A 19,654-nucleotide genomic window follows, 5' to 3' on the forward strand; every position below is an offset into this window, starting at 1 on the left:
ACATTTAAGTGACAAAAGGGACGAAAGTCCCTTTTTTATTTGTTTAGATTTAATGTATTATAGCCACCAATTTTGGTTGTAGACCTAGGGATATACCTACTCGTGAAAGTTTTTACACAATTTTTTAGTGCTTTTATTCTACTTTGTAGTTTTAGTGCCATGGCTTTTACGCCAACGGCCTCACAAATTGAGCAATTTAAAAAGTTGCCAAAAGCCCAGCAAGAAGCCCTAGCGAAACAATACGGTGTAGATATTTCTACGATCACTGGCGCTAATCAATCAAATGGCGAAAACTCAAATGAGCAGCAGTCAACTATCGGCGAACGCCCAGAAAAAGAACAAGAAGACTTAACTGACGAAGAGCGTTTTAAGCCAAAAACAGAAGAATTAAAGCCTTACGGCTACGAGCTTTTTGCCGGTGAACCCACCACATTTATGCCTAGTGAAAATGCAGCCGTACCTGACACTTATATAGTAGGTCCAGGGGATCAACTAAAAATTAACTTTTACGGTAAAGAAAGCGATAGTTTTGATGTAACTGTTGACCGTGAAGGGCGTATTAGCATTCCCGATTTAAGCCCTGTAGAAGTAGCAGGCTTAACATTTGCCGAAATTAAAGAGCTAATAAAAGTAAAAGTTGAGCAAGAAGTGATAGGCGTGAAAGCCTTTGTATCACTGGGCCAACTGCGTAGTATGCGCATACTTGTATTAGGTGAGGCCTACAAACCAGGCAGTTACAGCGTATCGTCTTTAACAACCGTATCACATGCTTTGTTTGTAAGTGGTGGTGTGTCTGAAATTGCTTCACTGCGTAACATACAAGTAAAACGCGCAGGTAAAACAGTAGCTAATTTCGACCTTTACGATTTACTAATCAATGGCGATAGCAGCAACGATATAGTACTAAAGCCTGGCGATGTTGTTTTTGTACCACCAGTAGGTGCCCAAGTTACTGTAGACGGCTTAGTTAAACGCCCTGCAATATTTGAACTTAAAAAAGGCGAAACGGCTAAGCAGTTACTCACTATGGCAGGGGGCTTAAAGCCGGGTGCTTATGCTAAAAATGCAGTGGTAGAGCGTTTCAATTTTGATCGCAAAGAAGTGCTATCAGTAGACTTTACTAAGCCACAAATTAACTACATCCCGCAAGATGGCGACCGTGTACGCTTTAATTCTGTAAGCTCACAATACCAAAACTCTATTAGCTTAATTGGTGCTGTAGCGCGCCCAGGGAATTATCAATGGTATCAAGGTAAGCGTATTTCTGATGTTTTAAAATCAGTACGTGGCGATTTGTTGCCACAAGCAGATTTAAGCTACGGCTTAGTTATTCGCGAAATTAACATAAATGGTGATATAGAAGCGCACCAGTTTGATGTAGCACAAGCCATTATTAAAAACCCTGAAAACAATTTAGCATTAAAAGCTAATGACAAGATCATAGTATTTAGTCGTTTTGAGGAGAAAGAAGCTGAAAAATCAGCACTTGCTAATATGGCACTAAGCCAAGAGCAGCAAGAGCAGCAGCTAAAGGCTGAGCAATGGCACACATATCAGCAAAAAGAGTTTGAAAAATACATCGGTATAAACCAAGAAGAAGAGGATTTTATTTTTGAAGAAAATAAAGCCCTTACTATCGCCGAAATTTCAAAACGTAAAGCAAAAGAAGAAGCCGAGCTTGAGCTCAAGCCTGAAGACTACGCTCTATTTAGCCGCCATAACCTTTTAGCGCCTATTATTGCCAAATTTAAGCAACAAGCTTCTGTTGAGCAGGCTATGCAGCTAGTAGAAATTAGCGGTAACGTTACATTTCCTGGTGTTTACCCGTTAATGGTAGGTGGTGATGTTCGTGATTTAGTAACCGCTGCAGGTGGCTTGCTAGAATCTGCCTACGTAAAACAAGCCGAAATTACGCGTATTGTTGCAAGCGACGCGTCTAAAATAGAACACTTACGTTTAGATCTTGAAAGTGCAATGCGTGGTGATTTACAAAGCAACATTACATTGCAAAGTAAAGACAGCATTAACGTATTCGCTATCCCAAATTGGCAAGAAAACGTAAAAGTAGAGCTTAAAGGTGAACTAAGGTTCCCTGGTACATACACAATACGCCGCGGAGAAACACTAACAGAGCTGTTAAAACGTGCAGGCGGCTTCTCTGAGTTTGCTGAACAAAAAGCAGCTGTATTCACCCGTGCCTCAATCAAAGAGCAAGAGCAAGAACAGCTAGCCCGCTTATCAACCGAGTTACGTCGTGATATTGCATCAAAGAGCTTTCAAAACTCAGTAAGTAGTAATTCACTTTCTTATGATGAAATGAATAAGTTATTAAATGACTTAGCGAGTGTTGAAGCGGTAGGGCGTTTAGTTATCGACTTACCACTTATTGTTGAAAACAAACAAAACCTAGTTCTGCAAGACGGTGATGTTTTATATGTACCCAGCAAACGTGACTCGATTAGCGTAATAGGTGAAGTTAATTACTCTACCTCTCATTTATACAAAGCAGGTATAAGTGTTGATGAATATATTGATTTAAGTGGTGGCCTTAAAGATCGCGCTGATGAAGACAGTATTTACATAATTAAAGCAAATGGCTCAGTAAAAATACCAAACACAGGCGGCTGGTTTGCTGCTAATAACTCAGAGCAGTTAGAACCTGGCGATACAATAGTAATACCAATGGATGCAAGCCATATGGATAAGCTAACATTATGGAGTACTGCAACGCAGATTATTTATCAATTAGGTGTAGCGGTTGCTGCGATAAGTGGTATTTAATAAAGTTAGGCATTACTAACCCGGATAACCCGGAATTAAATATCTTAAATTATGAGATTCACATGGTTAACGATTTAAAAAATATAAAACGTCTAGATGAGAGTAATTCTACTTATGTTGTTTCTGATGATGAAGTTAATTTGACGGAGCTATTTCAAATACTATGGAAGGGAAAATGGCTAATAGTTTTAACTACAGCTTTATTGACAATCGCCTCAGTATTTTATGCTTTAGAGCAACCTAATGTTTATAAATCAGAAGCATTACTTGCTGCAGCGGAGCAAGAACAAAGTGGTGGCTTAGGAGCATTAGCAGGTCAGTTTGGTGGTTTAGCTAGTTTAGCTGGAGTTAATTTGGGCGGTAGTGCTACAGCTAGCAAAACTCAATTGGCTCTCGAGGTTTTAAAGTCGCGCCAATTCACATTTGAGTTCATTAAAAAACACAATATTTTACCTAACTTAATGGCTGTTAAGTCATGGAATCCATTAGATAATAGTATTGAATACAATGAAGAAATATATAACAAAACAGATAAAAAATGGGTTAGAGAAGTAAAAGCTCCCTTTAAACCAGAGCCATCAATGCAGGAAGCTTATGAAGAGTTTAGCCAACTAATTACAGCAAATATGAACAAAGAAAGTGGAATGATCACTATTTCTATTGAGCATGTTTCCCCAGTAATAGCGCAGCAGTGGGTTAATTGGTTAATTCAAGATATTAATAGTGTAATGAAGTCTAGAGATGTTGAAGAGGCTAGTAAAAGTACTGAATTTTTAACTGAACAATTAGAGCAGACTAAAATTGCAGATATTCGAACTGTTTTATATAAATTAATAGAAGAGCAAACAAAAACAATAATGTTTGCAAATGTACGAGATGAATACGTATTTAAAACGATTGATCCAGCTTTAGTGCCAGAAAAAAAGTTTAAGCCAAGCCGCGCATTAATTTGTATATTAGGATTTCTCTTTGGAGTTGCATTTGGTACAGCAATTGTATTAACAAGACACTTTTTAAAGAAAAATAATGAGCTTTAGTTTTTGCTATTCAGTAACTATTAAATGACCAAAATAGATTTGAAAATGATTGAATAAAATAGCTTTTGTTATAGATACAGAAGTATATAGAAATATTTTAAGGAACTTATTATGTTAAACAAAAAAACAGTGTTAATTACAGGTGGCACAGGGTCGTTTGGTAAAAAATTTATAGAAACTATTTTAGCTCGCTACCCTGACGTAAAAAAAATAATCATCTATTCACGTGATGAATTAAAGCAATCGATTATAAAGCAAAAATACCCTACCTATGACTACCCACAGCTGCGTTTTTTTATTGGTGATGTTCGCGATAAAGAACGTTTAACACAGGCGTGTGAAGGGGTTGATGTAATTATCCATGCTGCGGCAATAAAGCAAGTAGATACCGCTGAATACAACCCAACAGAATGTATTCGCACTAATATTGACGGTGCTGAAAATGTAATTCATGCAGCGTTAGCATGTGGTGTTAAAGATGTTGTTGCCTTATCAACAGATAAAGCGTGCGCACCAATTAATTTATACGGTGCAACAAAACTTGCCTCTGATAAGTTATTTGCTGCCGCTAACAATATTCGTGGCTCAAAAGATATTAAATTTAGTGTTGTTCGCTACGGCAATGTAATGGGCTCTCGTGGCTCTGTTATTCCTTTCTTTTTAGAAAAACGCAAAGAGGGAGTTTTACCAATAACGCATAATGAAATGACGCGCTTTAATATTTCACTTCAAGCAGGTGTCGATTTAGTTATGTTTGCATTAGGGAATCATTTAGGTGGCGAGATCTTTATTCCTAAAATTCCATCATATAAAATTTTAGACATTGCAGAAGCGGTGGCTCCTGAGTGTGAAACACGAGATGTGGGTATTCGCCCGGGTGAAAAACTGCACGAAGAAATGATTACAGATACAGATTCACTCAATACGATTGATTTAGGTCCTTACTACGCTATTTTACCATCGGTTTCATACACATACACTGAAGATGAGTACATTGCACACCACAAAGCTGAAAAAGTACCGTTTGGTTTTAAATATAACTCTGGCACAAATACAGAATGGGAAACAGTAGAGGGTTTGCGTAAACTTATTATTGACCATGTAGATCCATCATTTGAAGTGCAAGGCTAACAGAATGATACCGTATGGAAAGCAAGATATAACTCAAGCAGATATTGATTCTGTTGTAAGCGTCTTAGAGTCAAGCTTTTTGACGCAGGGGCCACAAGTTCCAGCGTTTGAAAATGCACTTATGAAAGCGACAGGTGCGGATTACGCACTTGCCGTTAATAGCGCAACGTCAGCCTTGCATATTGCTTGCTTGGCGCTTGAGTTGGGTAAAGGTGATATTTTATGGACGACTCCTATTACATTTGTGGCTTCAGCTAATTGCGGTTTATATTGTGGTGCCTCGGTAGACTTTGTTGATATAGATCCTGCTACTTACAACCTTTGCCCAAAAGCATTAGAACAAAAATTAGTACACGCTAAAAAAGAAGGTAAATTACCTAAAGTTTTAGTTGCTGTACATTTATGTGGCCAGCCATGTGATATGAAAGCTATTCATGCGCTATCTATAGAGTATGGTTTTAAAGTAATTGAAGATGCGTCACATGCAATTGGTGGACGCTATTTAGAACAACCTATTGGCGCATGTGAATACAGTGACATCACCGTGTTCAGTTTCCATCCGGTAAAGATTGTTACCACGGCAGAAGGCGGAGCTGCTTTAACAAATAGTAAAGCGCTTGCTGATAAAATGGCGCTTTATCGTAGCCATGGTATAACGCGTGATGAAGCTCTGATGGAAAATGCTTCACATGGTGGTTGGTATTACGAGCAAATTGATTTAGGCTTTAATTACCGGATGACTGAGCTGCAAGCTTCACTTGGTGTTTCGCAAATGAGCCGTTTAAGTGAATTTGTATCTGCACGCCACCAATTAGCGGCACGATATTATGAAAAGTTAGCTGAGCTACCCATAACTCTGCCTTATCAATTACCTAATACATATTCAGGCCTACATTTATACGTTATTCGTTTAAACTTAAATGAAATTAGCAAAACGCATAAAGAAGTATTTGACGCGCTAAGAGAGAGTGGTATTGGTGTAAATCTGCATTATATCCCAGTGCACCTGCAGCCTTATTATCAAAAAATGGGTTTTAAGCAAGGTGATTTTCCTAACGCAGAAAACTATTATAGTAATGCTATTTCATTACCAATGTTCCACGGTATGACCCATGAGCAACAGGACGAAGTAATCAGTAAGCTAACATTAATACTAGATGCCTAATCATGAATATAGCAATAATCCCAGCTCGTGGCGGTAGCAAGCGTATACCTCGAAAAAACATTAAAGCGTTTCATGGTAAGCCTATGATTGCTTATTCAATAGAGGCTGCAGTAAATAGTCAGTGCTTTGATAAAATAATTGTCTCTACTGATGACGCTGAAATAGCTAAGATTGCAATAAAGCATGGGGCTGAAGTGCCTTTTATACGCCCTGACAATATTTCAGATGACTATGCGACCACGCTTGATGTAATTAAGCATGCTGTTGAATTTACGGAATCACAAGGCTGGGCCGTTAAAAACGTATGTTGTATTTATGCAACAGCACCATTTTTACTTCCTGAATTTATTAAAAAAGGGTTTCGTGAGCTTACATCTGCGAATATAGATTACGCTTTTAGTGCAACAAGCTTTCCTTTTCCAATTCAAAGAGCCCTAAGACTTAATGATGAGCAATGTGTAGAAATGTTTCAGCCTGAGCATTTTAATACTCGCTCGCAAGACCTAGAAGAAGCATATCACGATGCTGGACAGTTTTACTGGGGCACAGCTGAAGCATTCATTGAAAAAAAGGCCATATTTGGAAGTAACTCTAAAGCTATTTTACTGCCTCGAAAACGTGTCCAAGACATTGACACACCTGAAGACTGGGATTTAGCCGAAGCGTTATACCGAGTAGTTGAATGCTAAAGATTGTTATTAGAGCTGATGCTTCTTCTTATATAGGAAGTGGACATATTATGCGCTGTTTAGTACTAGCTGATAGACTAAAGCTAGATGGTCATGAAGTAACATTTGCAACTCGTCCGCAAAATGGTGATTTAGTTTCATTGATAAAGCAGCGTGGCTTCGCACTTCATGAATTGCAACAACCTACAGATTGGGTCGAGCCAAGCACGACTGCCGATTATGCGGCCTGGTTACAAGTTAGCGAATCCGAAGATGCAAAAGAGTGCGCTACTGCTTTCTATAATCCTGACTTAGTTATTACAGATCACTATGCTATTGGTGCAAAGTGGCATGAGATCGTGAAAAAGTCACATAACTGTAAAGTTATTGCAATTGACGATTTGGTGAGAGCGCACAACGCTGAGCTAATTATAGATCAAACATTGCTCAGAGAGCCTAGCGAGTATAGTGTTTTAAATCCAAGGACTAAGGCTTTAACTGGAACAGAGTACGCAATAGTAAATCCACTCTTTTCTAAGCATCATAAATCCCAGCTCATGCTTGATACCAAATTAGTAGATAAACCTCGTGTACTTTTATCAATGGGGGGCATTGATGCTCCCAACGCAACAGAGCACGTACTCGCTGTTTTAAGGCAAAGCATTAGCCCACCAGAAACAACTGTTTTACTTAGTCCAAGGGCTCCACATTACAACAGAATTAAAGAGTTTGCTGAAGAGAATAGCGCATGGGTGACTCATGTGGATTTTGTAGATGATATGGCCGATCTGATGTGTAAGCATGATATTGCCATAGGCGCACCTGGCTCAACATCATGGGAGCGAGCTTGTGTTGGATTACCGAGTATTGTTATTGCACTTGCTGATAACCAGCAGACAATTTGTAAAAATTTAGAAGCTGTTGGCGCTGCGATTAGTGTTGAGTTAAATACTATTAATAAAAATTTAATGAACGCATATGAACAGCTAATTAAAAACTATTCAGAAATGCGAGCAATTAACCTCAAATTATGTGATGGAAGGGGGCTTGATCGTATTATGAAGCAGATAAATAAGTTATTTAATAATACTTTAAGTTTAAGGTTTGCTACATCGAAAGATATTGAGCAAGTCTATAATTGGCAATGCGAGCCAGAAACAAGGCGCTATGCACTTAATAAAAATGTGCCGAGTTTAGCAGAGCATACGACTTGGATGACAAAAAAGTTAGCAAGTGAAAATGACTACTTTTACATCATAGAGCTAGCTGCTAGTAAGTGTGAAAAAAAGACTCCTGTTGGTGTAGTGCGATTAGATCAGTCAGGCGAAGAGACGTATACCATTTCCATTTTTATAACGCCAGAACACTTTGGGAAAGGGATTGCCAGGTACGCCTTAATGCAGGTAGATATATTGCACCCAAAAGAATTTATAAACGCTGTAGTTTTAAAAGAGAATATCGCATCGCAAACGTTGTTTAGCCGTGCAGGCTACACACGAGTTAATGAAGAACAATTTACTCGACAACCCGTGGAGTGAGGATTTATGAATAAATTTATTACAATTAATAACCGAAAAATAGGCCCAAATTACGCGCCTTATATTATTGCTGAAATGTCTGCAAATCATAATGGCGACATTGAAAACGCATTTAAAATCATGGAAATGGCAAAGGAGTGCGGTGCTGATGCGTTAAAATTGCAAACATATCGCCCTGATACCATTACCATGAAAAGTGATAACCCTGAGTTTTTAATTAAAGGTGGTTTATGGAATGGAAGCACACTGTATGACCTCTATGAAGAAGCGCATATGCCGTGGGAGTGGCATAAACCTTTATTTGAAAAAGCGAAAGAGCTAGGTATAACAATTTTTAGTTCGCCTTTCGATTTTACTGCCGTTGATTTACTTGAAGAGCTCGATGCGCCAGCTTACAAAATAGCATCGTTTGAAGCGATTGATTTACCGTTAATTGAATATGTGGCAAAGACAGGCAAACCAATGATCATTTCAACGGGCATGGCGAACGAAGAAGAAATTCGTGAAGCTGTTGAAACTGCCAAGAATGCCGGCTGTAAAGAGTTAGTCGTACTGCATTGTGTAAGCGGCTACCCTGCGCCTTCAGAGGATTACAATCTAGCCACTGTGAGCGACATGGCAAAACGCTTCGATGTACTGACGGGTTTATCTGACCATACTATAGACAATACGACAGCGATTACTTCAGTAGCATTAGGCGCTTGCTTAATTGAAAAGCATGTAACACTTGATAGAAATGGTGGTGGACCGGATGATAGCTTTTCATTAGAAAAGCCAGAGTTATTACAACTGTGCCGAGACTCTAAAATTGCATGGCAAGCGCTGGGGAAAGTAAATTACGAGCGCAAAGAGAGTGAAAAAGGGAATGCTATATTCAGACGCTCACTTTACGTGGTGAAGGATGTTGCAGAAGGCGAGCTGTTTACTCATGATAATGTAAAAAGTATTAGACCTGGCTATGGTTTGGCGCCGAAACGTTTAAAGGATATTATTGGCAAAAAAGCTAACTCAAGTATTGCCGCTGGTACTGCTTTAAGCCAGTCAATGTTAGATAGTGATCTTAATGAGCAACTTTTTTAAAAGTACGTCAGTATATTTTTTAGCTAACATACTAAATGCAGTAATACCCTTTTTACTTTTACCTATATTAACTCGTTATTTATCGGTTGAAGAATATGGTCAAATAGCTATGTTTCAACTATTAATTGGCGGGCTTGCAGGTTTTGTTGGTTTGAACACCGTTGGGGCTGCGGGGCGTAAGTTTTATGATAAAAATATAAGTAAATCAGAATTAGCTATTTATAATACAAACTGTCTATGGATACTTCTCTTTACTGCAGTAGTGATTGTTCTACTTACTTTGCTATTCAATAAAGAGATTGCTTTATTATTATCAATACCTAGTCATTGGCTATATCTAGCTATAACAATATCTTTTAGCTCTTTTATTCTTCAATTTAGATTGAGCCAATGGCAAATAAGAGGGGAAGCTAAAAAGTATGGTGTATTACAAGTTAGTAATAGTTTGTTTAATTTATGTGGCTCTTTAATATTTGTTGTGACGCTTTCAATGGGGGCGCAAGGTAGAATTGATGCTTTGTTTATAACGGGTATTATCACAGCCATTATTTCATTTTATCTTCTGATAACGCATGAGTTAATCACATTTTCTCTCCCTAATAAAAAAAGTATCTATGAAGCGCTTAATTTCGGTGCTCCTTTAGTACCACATATATTTGGAGCTTTTTTATTATCTAGTGCTGACCGATATGTTATTAACGATAGCTTGGGGTTAGGTGCGGCTGGTGTTTATTTACTTGCTGTTCAGCTGAGCAGTGCCCTATCTATAATATTTGATGCCATTAATAAAGCATATGTACCTTGGTTGTTCGAAAATTTAACGAAGAATGACACAGCGATAAAGTTTAGTATCGTAAAAAACACCTATAAATATTTTGTATTGCTAAGTGTAGTTGCCGTATTAGGATTTATTATAGGCCCGTGGGGAGTTACATTTGTTGCAGGTGATAACTTTAGCAAGGCAGCAACTATTATAGGGTGGTTGTTACTTGGTCAAGTATTCAGTGGAATGTATTTAATGGTAACTAACTATATATTTTATTCAAAAGAAACAAAGCTATTATCACTTGTAACTATTTTCACAGGTGCGCTAAACGTCTTATTACTATATGTGTTAGTACCAATGTTTGGGTTAAAAGGAGCAGCTTATTCTTTCTGTGCTTCTATGCTAATTAGGTTCTTAATGACTTGGTTACTTGCAAATAAAAAAGTAAAAATGCCATGGCTTTTAACTCGGACAAATAAATGAATAAATTGATAATTGAAAATACGTATAGAAGCTTACTTATATATATGCTTTATGAGCCTTCTTGGAAGAAGCATGATTATGTGATAGTGAAAGGCCGGATCTCGAATGATTTTATTTCACGCTTTAAAGGTAAAGTAAATAAAGTATCTATAAGTGATGACTTCCCTATAATTTCATTAAAGTCACCATTTAGTTCTATCTATAGCCGATTACACTTTTTAAATTCGCTTAAAAGTTATGACGAAATATATGGGAATGTTTTTGAATTAAAGTTAAAAGAATGCAAGGCAAAGTTGTTTCAACTCGACGATGGTTTAATGACTAAAAGAATGGTTGAAGGTAACTTAAATAGAAAAATTAATAACCTTAAATTTAGAAATAACCTCTTTTTTAGAGTTTTTTTAAATGTAGATTATAATTTTGATGCTAAACGTTATACGTTTATTATTCCTGATTCATACCATAATAATAAAAAGCTGTCATGTGAATGTATAAATGTAGGAAAAAAAATTAATGAGTTATCTACTGACGATTACTCAGAAATTTGTGAGATATATGGATTCTCTCCAACTAAGCTCAAAGGAAAAAGTATACTTATGCTGCAACCATTTTTTGAGGATAAGTTAGTTTCAAGTATTGAGTACGAAATTAATATGTATAAGGAAATATTGAAGTCTGAGGGAGTGCTAGAAAGTGAGCTTTATATAAAACCCCACCCCAAAAGTAAAATAGACTACAAAAAATACTTTCAGGGATCAGAGTTTATCCCCAAAGATTTCCCATATGAACTTTTAGTTAGAAAATCGGCTAATAATAAGTTCAATAAAGTTTTATCTATAAACTCAAGTGGTATTGAAGAGTTTTCTACTATTTCTGAAGAGGTAGTAAATTTTGGAACTGAGAATTTTAAAGAACTAGAGTTTAGTCCTAAGATCAGGTTTTAATAGTAATATTCTAGCAAAAAATAGCCAATTTCAATTTTTCAGAGAGTTTCATGAAAGTACTTTTTTTATGTAGTAATTTAAATAACACGGGTGGAACAGAAAGAGTTGGTTCTATTATAGCTAATCAGCTTTCAGAGTCAGGCTATGACGTTTTTTTTGCCAGCCTTATGGGGGGAGAAAACCCCTTTTTTCCTCTAAGCGATAATATTAAAACATTATCACTCTTTAAATCTACAGGGCGATCATTTCTCCGTGCACCATTAATCATTTATCGACTAAGAAAAATTTTAAAAGATAATGATATAGACGTCGTAATTGCTATTGAATCTATGCTTACCCTGTTTACATTGCCTTCAGTATTAGGTTTACCTGTAAAGCACGTATGTTGGGAGCATTTTAATTTTAAAAGTGATTTAGGTAGGGCGAGTCGAAGAGTTGCGCGTCAGCTTGCTGCTCGCTATAGCGATAGTATTGTCACCTTGACAGAAAGAGACAAAAGGTATTGGCTAGCTAATACAAAGCATAAATCTCAAGTTACAGCTATAGCAAACCCATGTCCCTTTGTTGTGCAAGAGTCTGAATATAAAAGTGAATCAAAAACAGTTTTAAGTGTAGGGCGCTTAGCCCCTCAAAAAGGATTCGATCTTCTGCTGTCGGCTTGGGTTGAGGTAATCAAGCTAGCGCCTGATTGGAAATTGCAAATTGTAGGTGATGGAGACGATAAAAAGCAGCTTGCTACTTTTATTTCAGCTAACAATATATCCACTAGTGTAGAGCTTGTTGGTAAAACAAATAATATTCAAAAATACTATGACGATGCCGGTATTTATTGTTTGAGTTCTAGGTTTGAAGGCTTCCCAATGGTGCTTCTTGAAACTCTTTCTTTCGGTTTACCAGTAGTTAGCTTTGACTGTGATACTGGGCCAGAGGAAGTGCTAGAGAATACCGGTGGAATACTCGTAAAACCCTACGACACGCATTCACTTGCTTTAGCATTATTAGAGTTAATGAATGATAAACAAAAGCGTGAAAGTATTTCAATAATGAGTAAAGAAAAAGCTCAAAAATACCAGCCAGATACAATTATAGAACATTGGAAAAAGCTATTAGAAGAGCTTTAAAATGATGAGCACAAGTATAAATAAATATAACCCGCCTGTAGTTATGCCTAAAACAGCTTTTTATTTTTTAGCTGCGTTAATTTATGGCTTGCTTTTAGCTTCTTTACCAAATGAGCTTTTTAGAGATAGGGAGAACTATGTTGTTTATGCAAGTAACTTTGCAATTATTTTTAAGCAATATAATGCTATTACACTTCTATTTAATGAGCCCCTTTTTTTATTATATAATAAAGTTTTAAGTTTATTTTTTTCCCCGGAAACGGTACCCAGAGTTAGTGTTTTTTTTATATCATTTTCGATTGCTTATTTTATATTGAAAAATGCACGTAACTACTTACTAGTAGTTTTAGGTTTTTCGCTACTATTTTTTGTCTCATTTACATTTCACCTGCAACTTGTTGTACTGAGGCAGGGTGTCGCAACAGTTCTACTACTTTGGATTGTACATCTATACTGGGGGAAAAAGCCTTTCTTTCCTTTATGCTTCCTTCTACTTTTTTTCCATATAAGTTTTGCGATTGTGTTTTTTGTTTTATTTTACGAGCATGTATTAACAACGTTTATCAAAAACGTAAAATTAAGGCTGTTATTTCTTAGCTTAACTTTATTTGCTTTATCTTTTTTTATGTTGGCTGTAGCGAGCTCACTGGGTGTTCGACAAGCTGGGGCCTCTCACTTAGTTAATAATACTAATGGTGGGGGAGGGTTTGTTCTTTTTAGCTTTTTACTTTTTTTTCTTTATCTTAGAGGGCTAAATAACGTTTGTAGAACACCTTATGGAAAAATTGGATTGTTAGGGGTTTTGGTATATTTAATTTTTTATTTTACAATCCCAATATCTGGTCGTCTAATTAGTGTTTTCCTGCTTTTTTATTATGTTTATATAGTTTTAAGCACGAACGCTAAAGACTATTTTTCATCATTTATATTTTTATTAATAAATGTTTATTTATGGGGGAATGCAATAAATAGTGAAAGTTTAACTAAGTTAGGTGTTAGCTATTTTAGTGTTTTTTTATAACAGTATATTGAGAAAAATTAGGTGTGTATGAAAATATTACTGGTTATAACCGGTTTAGGCATGGGCGGTGCTGAGCACGTTGTTGTTAATATGGCCGATGAATTATTTAAAAAAGGTTATGAGGTCAAGATAGTTTATTTAACTGGTTCAGCTCTAGTTTTGCCGAAAAGTAGTAACATAGAAGTTATCCCGTTAAATATGATGGGCGCTAAAAGCTTTGTCAGTTCTTATTTTAGATTAAGGTCTATTGTTAAGCGTTTCAAACCTGATGTTATTCATAGTCATATGGTACACGCAAATATTTTAACTAGATGTCTAAGGCTTTCACTTAAAGTAAAAAAAATAATAAGTACTTCGCATAGCAATAATGAAGGTGGAAAAGTTCGAATGTTTGCTTATCGAATAACCGATAAATTAGCTAACATATCAACAAATGTAAGTGAAGATGCCGTAAACGAGTCAATTCGAAGAGGTGGAGTTAAAAAAGGTCGAATGCTTTCAATTCCAAACGGAATTAACACTGAAAAGTTTTGTTTCAATGATGAAAGCCGTTCCAAAATTAGGAATGAGCTTAATATAAATCACAAAAAAATATTATTAGCTGTCGGTAGGCTCACAGAAGCCAAAGACTATCCAAACCTATTAAATGCTATTAAATTACTTAAAAAACAACGAACGGATTTTAAATTATTTATAGTTGGAGATGGGCCTTTAAAAAGCTACTTGATAAATATGATAGAAGAACTTAACCTCGCAGATCATGTGCAGTTATTAGGTATACGCAATGATATACCTACCCTCATGTCAGCTGCTGATCTATTCGTACTATCTTCCGCTTGGGAAGGCTTTGGTTTAGTTGTGGCTGAAGCTATGGCATGTGAAAGACTCGTTGTTGCTACAGATTGTGGGGGAGTTGCTCAAGTTGTATCACCTTATGGGGTACTTGTAAAACCTAAGGATCCTGTATCATTAAGTAATGCCATGAATAGTTCTATGAATTTAAGCTCAGATGAATCTGCGAAAATAGGTTCCTTGTCACGGTCGCACATTATTAATAATTATTCGCTAATAAAAAATGTTGAGTCTTACGAACGCCTATATAACTCTCCTAAAGTTTAGACTTATTATTTTAACCTAATTTAAAAGGCTGTAATTTTTATATAAATACTAAAAATACAGTTTCCTAAGGGTCCGAAATTTGAAATTACTTTTTATAATTAATGTTGATTGGTTTTTTGTTTCACACCGTTTACCAATTGCACAAGAAGCTCTCAAGCAAGGGTATGATGTTACCATAGCTTGTCATTTTACAGAGCATAAGCAAGAGCTTATAAATATGGGTTTTAATGTTGCAGAACTACCATTTAGTAGAAGTGGTGGCAGCGTAGGTAATGAGTTTAAAACACTCAAAGCCATTCGTAACTTAATTAAGCAAGAGCAGCCATCGGTTATTCATGCTGTAACAATAAAGCCTGTTTTATATACAGGGTTAGTATTAAAAACTATTAAACAAAAAATACCGTTTGTAGCTGCTATATCTGGCTTAGGCTATGTATTTACTGCTAGTACGTTTAGGGCAAAGCTAACTAAATTTATAGCATCAATGGTGTATAAAGTTGCGCTAGCTCATAAAAATAAAACGGTTATCTTTCAAAATAGATCAGATGAAAAAATACTAACAGATGTAGCTAAACTTGCAGCTAACGATAAAATACTTATTAAAGGCTCTGGAGCCGACTTATCTGTTTATAATCACATCCCTGAAATAAACCGCCCACACATTAAAGTAGCAATGGCATGTCGTTTACTACGTGAAAAAGGTGTATATCAATATATTGAAGCTGCCAAAATAGTTAAGGCACAGCTCCCAAATACACAGTTTTTGCTTATTGGAACACCCGACTTAGAAAATCCAAATACAATAAAACAAGCTGAAATTGACAAGTGGGTTAATGACGGAGTAATTGATTACTTAGGACATCGTAATGACATTCCTGCAATTTTCTCAGATGTAAACATTGTAAGTTTACCTTCTTTTTATGGTGAAGGCGTCCCTAAAGTACTTATTGAAGCAGCAGCGTGCGGTAGGGCCATTGTAACAACTACAAACCCTGGATGTAGTGATGCCATAATTAATAATGTAACAGGGCTAGCTGTTCCTCCTATGGATGGACAATCACTTGCGGATGCTTTTATTCAACTAATCAATAACCCAGAGCAACGTAAAGAAATGGGCGTTAAAGCCCGAGCATTTGCAGAAAAAGAGTTTGATGTTAAAGCTGTCGTGGATAATCACATCAAAATATATAAAGCATTGGTGGATAATAAACTATGATCGCTGTTACTGGTTATAGTGGCTTTGTCGGTACAGAGCTACTAAAAAAAATAAATAGCGAAAAGCAGCACTTATTGCTCGGGAGAAAACCGATATCTGGCAACTACAAACATCAGTATTTTGACCTTAGTAACGCAGTTCAAAAATTAGATTTAAGTGGAGCTAAAGTGCTTATCCACTGCGCCGCTCGCGTCCACATAATGAACGATAACTCTGAAAACCCAATTGATGAGTTTAGAGCTGTAAATACAAAAGGGACTTTAAACTTAGCGACTCAAGCTGCCCAAGCTGGTGTTAAACGCTTTATATTTATAAGTACTATTAAAGTAAATGGCGAAAGTACAACTGGTCGTAAGCCTTTTAACGAACAAGAATGCTCCCCAGAAGACCCATATGGAGTTTCTAAAGCGGAGGCCGAGCAACAACTGCAAGCTTTAGGTCAACAAACAGGTATGGAAATAGTAATAATAAGGCCACCGTTAGTATATGGCGAAGGCGTAAAGGCTAACTTTGCATCTTTAATGAGGTTAGTAAACAAAGGTTTTCCTCTACCTTTTAGATCAATAAATAAAAATAAGAGAAGCTTAGTATCTGTATATAATTTAGTTGATCTAATTAAAGTATGTGTTGAGCACCCAAATGCGGCTAATAAAGTATTTTTAGTAAGTGATGATCATGACCTTTCCACTGCCGAAATGGTACAATTAATGGCTAAGGTACAGGGCAAGTCAAACGTAGCACTTCCAGTACCAACAACGTTATTTTCAATTGCGGGCTCTATATTAGGCAAAAAACACGTAGTTGACCGTTTAATAGGCTCTTTGCAAGTAGATATTACGCATACAAAAGATACCTTAAAATGGACACCTCCATATTCAGTTGAAGATAGCTTTAAATTATCTGCAAAAAATTAAATAGGTTAATTAATGATTCGTACACTCGACATTTTATTTTCACTAGTAGGTTTAATACTTACTATGCCATTCTTAATTATTTTATATATCATTGGCCTATTTGATACCGGCTCACCTTTATTTATGCAAGAGCGCGTTGGTCGTAATAAAAAACCGTTTACTTTAGTTAAATTTAGAACAATGACAGTAGATACAGCCTCCGTAGCTAGCCACTTAGCAAGTACAGCATCTATTACGCCATTTGGTGGCTTTTTACGGAAAACAAAATTAGATGAGTTGCCACAACTTTGGAACGTACTAAAAGGTGAAATGAGCTTAGTTGGCCCACGCCCCGGGTTATTTAATCAAGAAGAGCTTACCCAAGCACGCGAAGCGAAAAATATATACACTGTACGCCCTGGGATTACTGGCTTAGCGCAAGTAAACGAAATAGATATGTCTACTCCACAGCTGCTAGCTGAAACCGATGCAAGAATGATTACCACACTTAATTTAAAAAACTACTTTACTTATATACTACAAACCGTCACAGGAAGTGGCAGTGGCGATAGAGTAAAATAGCTAAATTACATACACAAATTTACAAAAAGTAACCAAATACATAAAGACTATATAATCTTTTGCATATAGTCTTTAACTATTAAGTGCAATAGTTGTTCATCTTGTAGTAAAATTGTAACCAATATAATAGCAGTACCGCTGCTAGCTTCAGGGAAATGTATTGTGTTTTTAAAATTCTTAGTTAACTTGCCTCGCCCCCAAAAAAGAGTTGTATCACTTGTTGTAGATAGCATTTTTATTATCGTTGCTTTTTGGCTTGCCTTTTTACTTAGGCTTGACAGCACCGCAGTTTTAAAAAATACACACACATGGATACTGCTGGCAACAGTACTACCGTTAAGCTTACTTAGCTTTGTAAAGCTTGGCTTATACAGGGCAGTACTTCGTTATATGAACACCCAAGCTATGTGGGCCATTATAGCAGGGGTTGTACTTTCTACCGTTTACTTAACCGTTTTATCTTTCTTTTTAAGTGCCCCTGTACCACGTACAGTGCCCTTTATATACGCAAGTTTTTGTATTTTATTTGTAGGCGGAGCTAGGCTTACCGTTCGTGCAGTTGTTGGGCAAATAACAATGCGCCGTAAAGAAGGGGTTATAATATATGGCGCGGGGTCAGCTGGCCGCCAACTTGCAACTGCCTTAGCTAATGGCCCAGAGTACTCACCAGTTGCCTTTATTGATGATGATCCTAAAAAGCATTTATCACTAATACAAGGTGTATGTGTGCATGCTCCTTCACAAATAGCCGAAATAGCAAAACAAAAATGTGCTAATAAAATTTTACTCGCATTACCTAGTGTTTCAAGAAGTCGCCGTAAAGAAATATTAAACGCAATTGAAAAGTTTAAGCTTCAAGTTATGACAATACCTGGTATGGCAGATATTGTTTCGGGCACAACTAACTTAGATGAAGTTAAAGATGTCGAAATTGATGACCTACTAGGACGAGATTCAGTTATGCCTCGTCAAGATCTAATGTCTGAAAATATAGCTAATAAAGTGGTAATGGTAACAGGGGCGGGTGGCTCAATCGGCTCTGAGTTGTGCAGGCAAATAGTTAAAAATAACCCTACAAAAATAGTACTTTTTGAACTTTCTGAGTTTGCGTTATATGCAATTGAAAAAGAGCTATCAGAGTACTGTACTGTAAATAACTTAAGCATAGAAGTACTGCCTATATTAGGCTCAATACAAAATAAAAAACTGGTTGAATCAACGTTCTCTACCTTTAATGTGCAAACTGTTTACCATGCAGCTGCATATAAGCATGTACCATTGGTAGAGCACAACGTAGTAGAAGGTGTTCGCAATAATATTTACGGTACTTACAATGTAGCCACGGCGGCAATAAACGCCAAAGTAGACACGTTTGTTTTAATATCAACCGATAAAGCCGTAAGACCTACAAATATTATGGGAACAACGAAGCGCATGGCTGAACTAGTGCTACAAGGTTTGTCTGAAGTTCAAGATACAACGCGTTTTACAATGGTTCGCTTTGGTAATGTACTGGGATCGTCGGGTTCTGTTGTTCCATTATTTAGAAAGCAAATAAAAGCGGGTGGCCCAATTACTTTAACTCACCAAGACATTACTCGTTACTTTATGACAATACCAGAGGCAGCGCAGCTTGTTATTCAAGCTGGTGCTATGGGTGTAGGTAGCGATGTATTTGTGCTCGATATGGGTGAGCCAGTTAAAATTAAAGACCTAGCAACTAAAATGGTTCACTTATCGGGGCTTGAAGTTAAGCACGAAAAACGCCCAAATGGCGACATAGAAATAAAATGTACAGGTTTGCGCCCAGGCGAAAAACTTTTTGAAGAGCTGCTTATTGGCGATAATGTTATTGGGACAGACCACCCAAGGATTTTAAGTGCACAAGAAATAAAAATGCCATGGGATGAGCTTGAGCCGCTCTTAGGGAAGCTGAAAATAGCTTGTGACGACTCTGATCACCCACTAATCCGTAAACTGCTTTTACAGGCACCTACAGCGTTTTCTCCTACTGACGGAATATGCGACCTTAACTGGGAAGAAAAACAAAATAGCCAAACTAATGTTACTGTTTTACCTAAAGTTAGTCGCTTTTGAGTAAGTCCAAAA

At 36.8% G+C, this 19,654-nt stretch carries 16 protein-coding genes; all 16 read left to right on the forward strand.

Going from position 1 to position 19,654, the window contains the following annotated elements; genetic code table 11:
* Positions 1-102: 102 nt before the first annotated feature.
* The 16 genes from PSH41_RS08875 (at position 103) to PSH41_RS08950 (ending at position 19,642) form a co-directional block, all read left to right on the forward strand.
* Positions 103-2,781, forward strand: coding sequence for an SLBB domain-containing protein (locus PSH41_RS08875; protein WP_273588840.1), 2,679 nt, complete (start codon positions 103-105; stop codon positions 2,779-2,781).
* Positions 2,782-2,843: 62 nt separating this feature from the next.
* On the forward strand, positions 2,844-3,818 hold the full coding sequence (locus PSH41_RS08880) for a Wzz/FepE/Etk N-terminal domain-containing protein (protein ID WP_273588841.1): 975 nt from the start codon (positions 2,844-2,846) through the stop codon (positions 3,816-3,818).
* 111 nt (positions 3,819-3,929) lie between these two features.
* Positions 3,930-4,949 (forward strand): UDP-N-acetylglucosamine 4,6-dehydratase (inverting), encoded by a 1,020-nt coding sequence (gene pseB, locus PSH41_RS08885; protein WP_273588842.1) that lies wholly within the window; start codon positions 3,930-3,932, stop codon positions 4,947-4,949.
* Positions 4,950-4,953: 4 nt separating this feature from the next.
* Complete coding sequence (pseC, locus tag PSH41_RS08890) at positions 4,954-6,114, forward strand: UDP-4-amino-4,6-dideoxy-N-acetyl-beta-L-altrosamine transaminase (protein WP_273588843.1); 1,161 nt, start codon at positions 4,954-4,956, stop codon at positions 6,112-6,114.
* A 2-nt stretch (positions 6,115-6,116) separates the two neighbouring features.
* A complete protein-coding gene (gene pseF / locus PSH41_RS08895; RefSeq protein WP_064386182.1) occupies positions 6,117-6,803 on the forward strand; it encodes a pseudaminic acid cytidylyltransferase in 687 nt (228 codons plus the stop codon).
* The gene (gene pseG, locus PSH41_RS08900) at positions 6,797-8,320 is read left to right on the forward strand and encodes a UDP-2,4-diacetamido-2,4,6-trideoxy-beta-L-altropyranose hydrolase (RefSeq protein WP_064386180.1); all 1,524 of its coding nucleotides are present in this window, start codon (positions 6,797-6,799) and stop codon (positions 8,318-8,320) included. The genes pseF and pseG overlap by 7 nt, the downstream gene beginning before the upstream one ends.
* Positions 8,321-8,326: 6 nt before the next feature.
* A complete protein-coding gene (gene pseI, locus PSH41_RS08905) occupies positions 8,327-9,400 on the forward strand; it encodes a pseudaminic acid synthase (protein WP_273588844.1) in 1,074 nt (357 codons plus the stop codon).
* A complete protein-coding gene (locus PSH41_RS08910) occupies positions 9,384-10,649 on the forward strand; it encodes a lipopolysaccharide biosynthesis protein (RefSeq protein WP_273588845.1) in 1,266 nt (421 codons plus the stop codon). Before pseI ends, PSH41_RS08910 begins: the two co-directional genes overlap by 17 nt.
* The gene (locus tag PSH41_RS08915; RefSeq protein ID WP_064386174.1) at positions 10,646-11,593 is read left to right on the forward strand and encodes a polysialyltransferase family glycosyltransferase; all 948 of its coding nucleotides are present in this window, start codon (positions 10,646-10,648) and stop codon (positions 11,591-11,593) included. The genes PSH41_RS08910 and PSH41_RS08915 overlap by 4 nt, the downstream gene beginning before the upstream one ends.
* 50 nt (positions 11,594-11,643) lie before the next feature.
* Positions 11,644-12,714, forward strand: coding sequence for a glycosyltransferase family 4 protein (locus tag PSH41_RS08920; protein WP_273588846.1), 1,071 nt, complete (start codon positions 11,644-11,646; stop codon positions 12,712-12,714).
* Position 12,715: 1 nt separating this feature from the next.
* Positions 12,716-13,735: an EpsG family protein gene (locus PSH41_RS08925; protein WP_064386171.1), complete on the forward strand. Its 1,020-nt coding sequence runs from the start codon at positions 12,716-12,718 to the stop codon at positions 13,733-13,735.
* A gap of 27 nt (positions 13,736-13,762) precedes the next feature.
* Positions 13,763-14,854 (forward strand): glycosyltransferase, encoded by a 1,092-nt coding sequence (locus PSH41_RS08930; RefSeq protein ID WP_273588847.1) that lies wholly within the window; start codon positions 13,763-13,765, stop codon positions 14,852-14,854.
* 79 nt (positions 14,855-14,933) lie between these two features.
* Positions 14,934-16,070, forward strand: a complete 1,137-nt coding sequence (locus PSH41_RS08935; RefSeq protein WP_273588848.1) for a glycosyltransferase family 4 protein — start codon at positions 14,934-14,936, stop codon at positions 16,068-16,070.
* A complete protein-coding gene (locus tag PSH41_RS08940) occupies positions 16,067-16,984 on the forward strand; it encodes a UDP-glucose 4-epimerase family protein (protein WP_273588849.1) in 918 nt (305 codons plus the stop codon). The genes PSH41_RS08935 and PSH41_RS08940 overlap by 4 nt, the downstream gene beginning before the upstream one ends.
* 12 nt (positions 16,985-16,996) lie before the next feature.
* Positions 16,997-17,545, forward strand: coding sequence for a sugar transferase (locus PSH41_RS08945; protein ID WP_064386164.1), 549 nt, complete (start codon positions 16,997-16,999; stop codon positions 17,543-17,545).
* A gap of 162 nt (positions 17,546-17,707) precedes the next feature.
* Positions 17,708-19,642, forward strand: a complete 1,935-nt coding sequence (locus tag PSH41_RS08950) for a polysaccharide biosynthesis protein (protein ID WP_273588850.1) — start codon at positions 17,708-17,710, stop codon at positions 19,640-19,642.
* The last annotated feature ends 12 nt before the right edge of the window (positions 19,643-19,654 follow it).

This window comes from Pseudoalteromonas sp. CST2 (assembly GCF_028599385.1).
GTDB classification, from domain to species: domain Bacteria; phylum Pseudomonadota; class Gammaproteobacteria; order Enterobacterales; family Alteromonadaceae; genus Pseudoalteromonas; species Pseudoalteromonas atlantica.

What these genes read in the sequence shown, in the direction of transcription:
- PSH41_RS08880 (WP_273588841.1), top strand. Translation starts at nt 2,844, where the DNA reads ATGGTTAACGATTTAAAAAATATAAAACGTCTAGATGAGAGTAATTCT.
- pseB (WP_273588842.1), top strand. Translation starts at nt 3,930, where the DNA reads ATGTTAAACAAAAAAACAGTGTTAATTACAGGTGGCACAGGGTCGTTT.
- pseC (WP_273588843.1), top strand. Translation starts at nt 4,954, where the DNA reads ATGATACCGTATGGAAAGCAAGATATAACTCAAGCAGATATTGATTCT.
- pseF (WP_064386182.1), top strand. Translation starts at nt 6,117, where the DNA reads ATGAATATAGCAATAATCCCAGCTCGTGGCGGTAGCAAGCGTATACCT.
- pseG (WP_064386180.1), top strand. Translation starts at nt 6,797, where the DNA reads ATGCTAAAGATTGTTATTAGAGCTGATGCTTCTTCTTATATAGGAAGT.
- pseI (WP_273588844.1), top strand. Translation starts at nt 8,327, where the DNA reads ATGAATAAATTTATTACAATTAATAACCGAAAAATAGGCCCAAATTAC.
- PSH41_RS08910 (WP_273588845.1), top strand. Translation starts at nt 9,384, where the DNA reads ATGAGCAACTTTTTTAAAAGTACGTCAGTATATTTTTTAGCTAACATA.
- PSH41_RS08915 (WP_064386174.1), top strand. Translation starts at nt 10,646, where the DNA reads ATGAATAAATTGATAATTGAAAATACGTATAGAAGCTTACTTATATAT.
- PSH41_RS08920 (WP_273588846.1), top strand. Translation starts at nt 11,644, where the DNA reads ATGAAAGTACTTTTTTTATGTAGTAATTTAAATAACACGGGTGGAACA.
- PSH41_RS08925 (WP_064386171.1), top strand. Translation starts at nt 12,716, where the DNA reads ATGATGAGCACAAGTATAAATAAATATAACCCGCCTGTAGTTATGCCT.
- PSH41_RS08930 (WP_273588847.1), top strand. Translation starts at nt 13,763, where the DNA reads ATGAAAATATTACTGGTTATAACCGGTTTAGGCATGGGCGGTGCTGAG.
- PSH41_RS08940 (WP_273588849.1), top strand. Translation starts at nt 16,067, where the DNA reads ATGATCGCTGTTACTGGTTATAGTGGCTTTGTCGGTACAGAGCTACTA.
- PSH41_RS08945 (WP_064386164.1), top strand. Translation starts at nt 16,997, where the DNA reads ATGATTCGTACACTCGACATTTTATTTTCACTAGTAGGTTTAATACTT.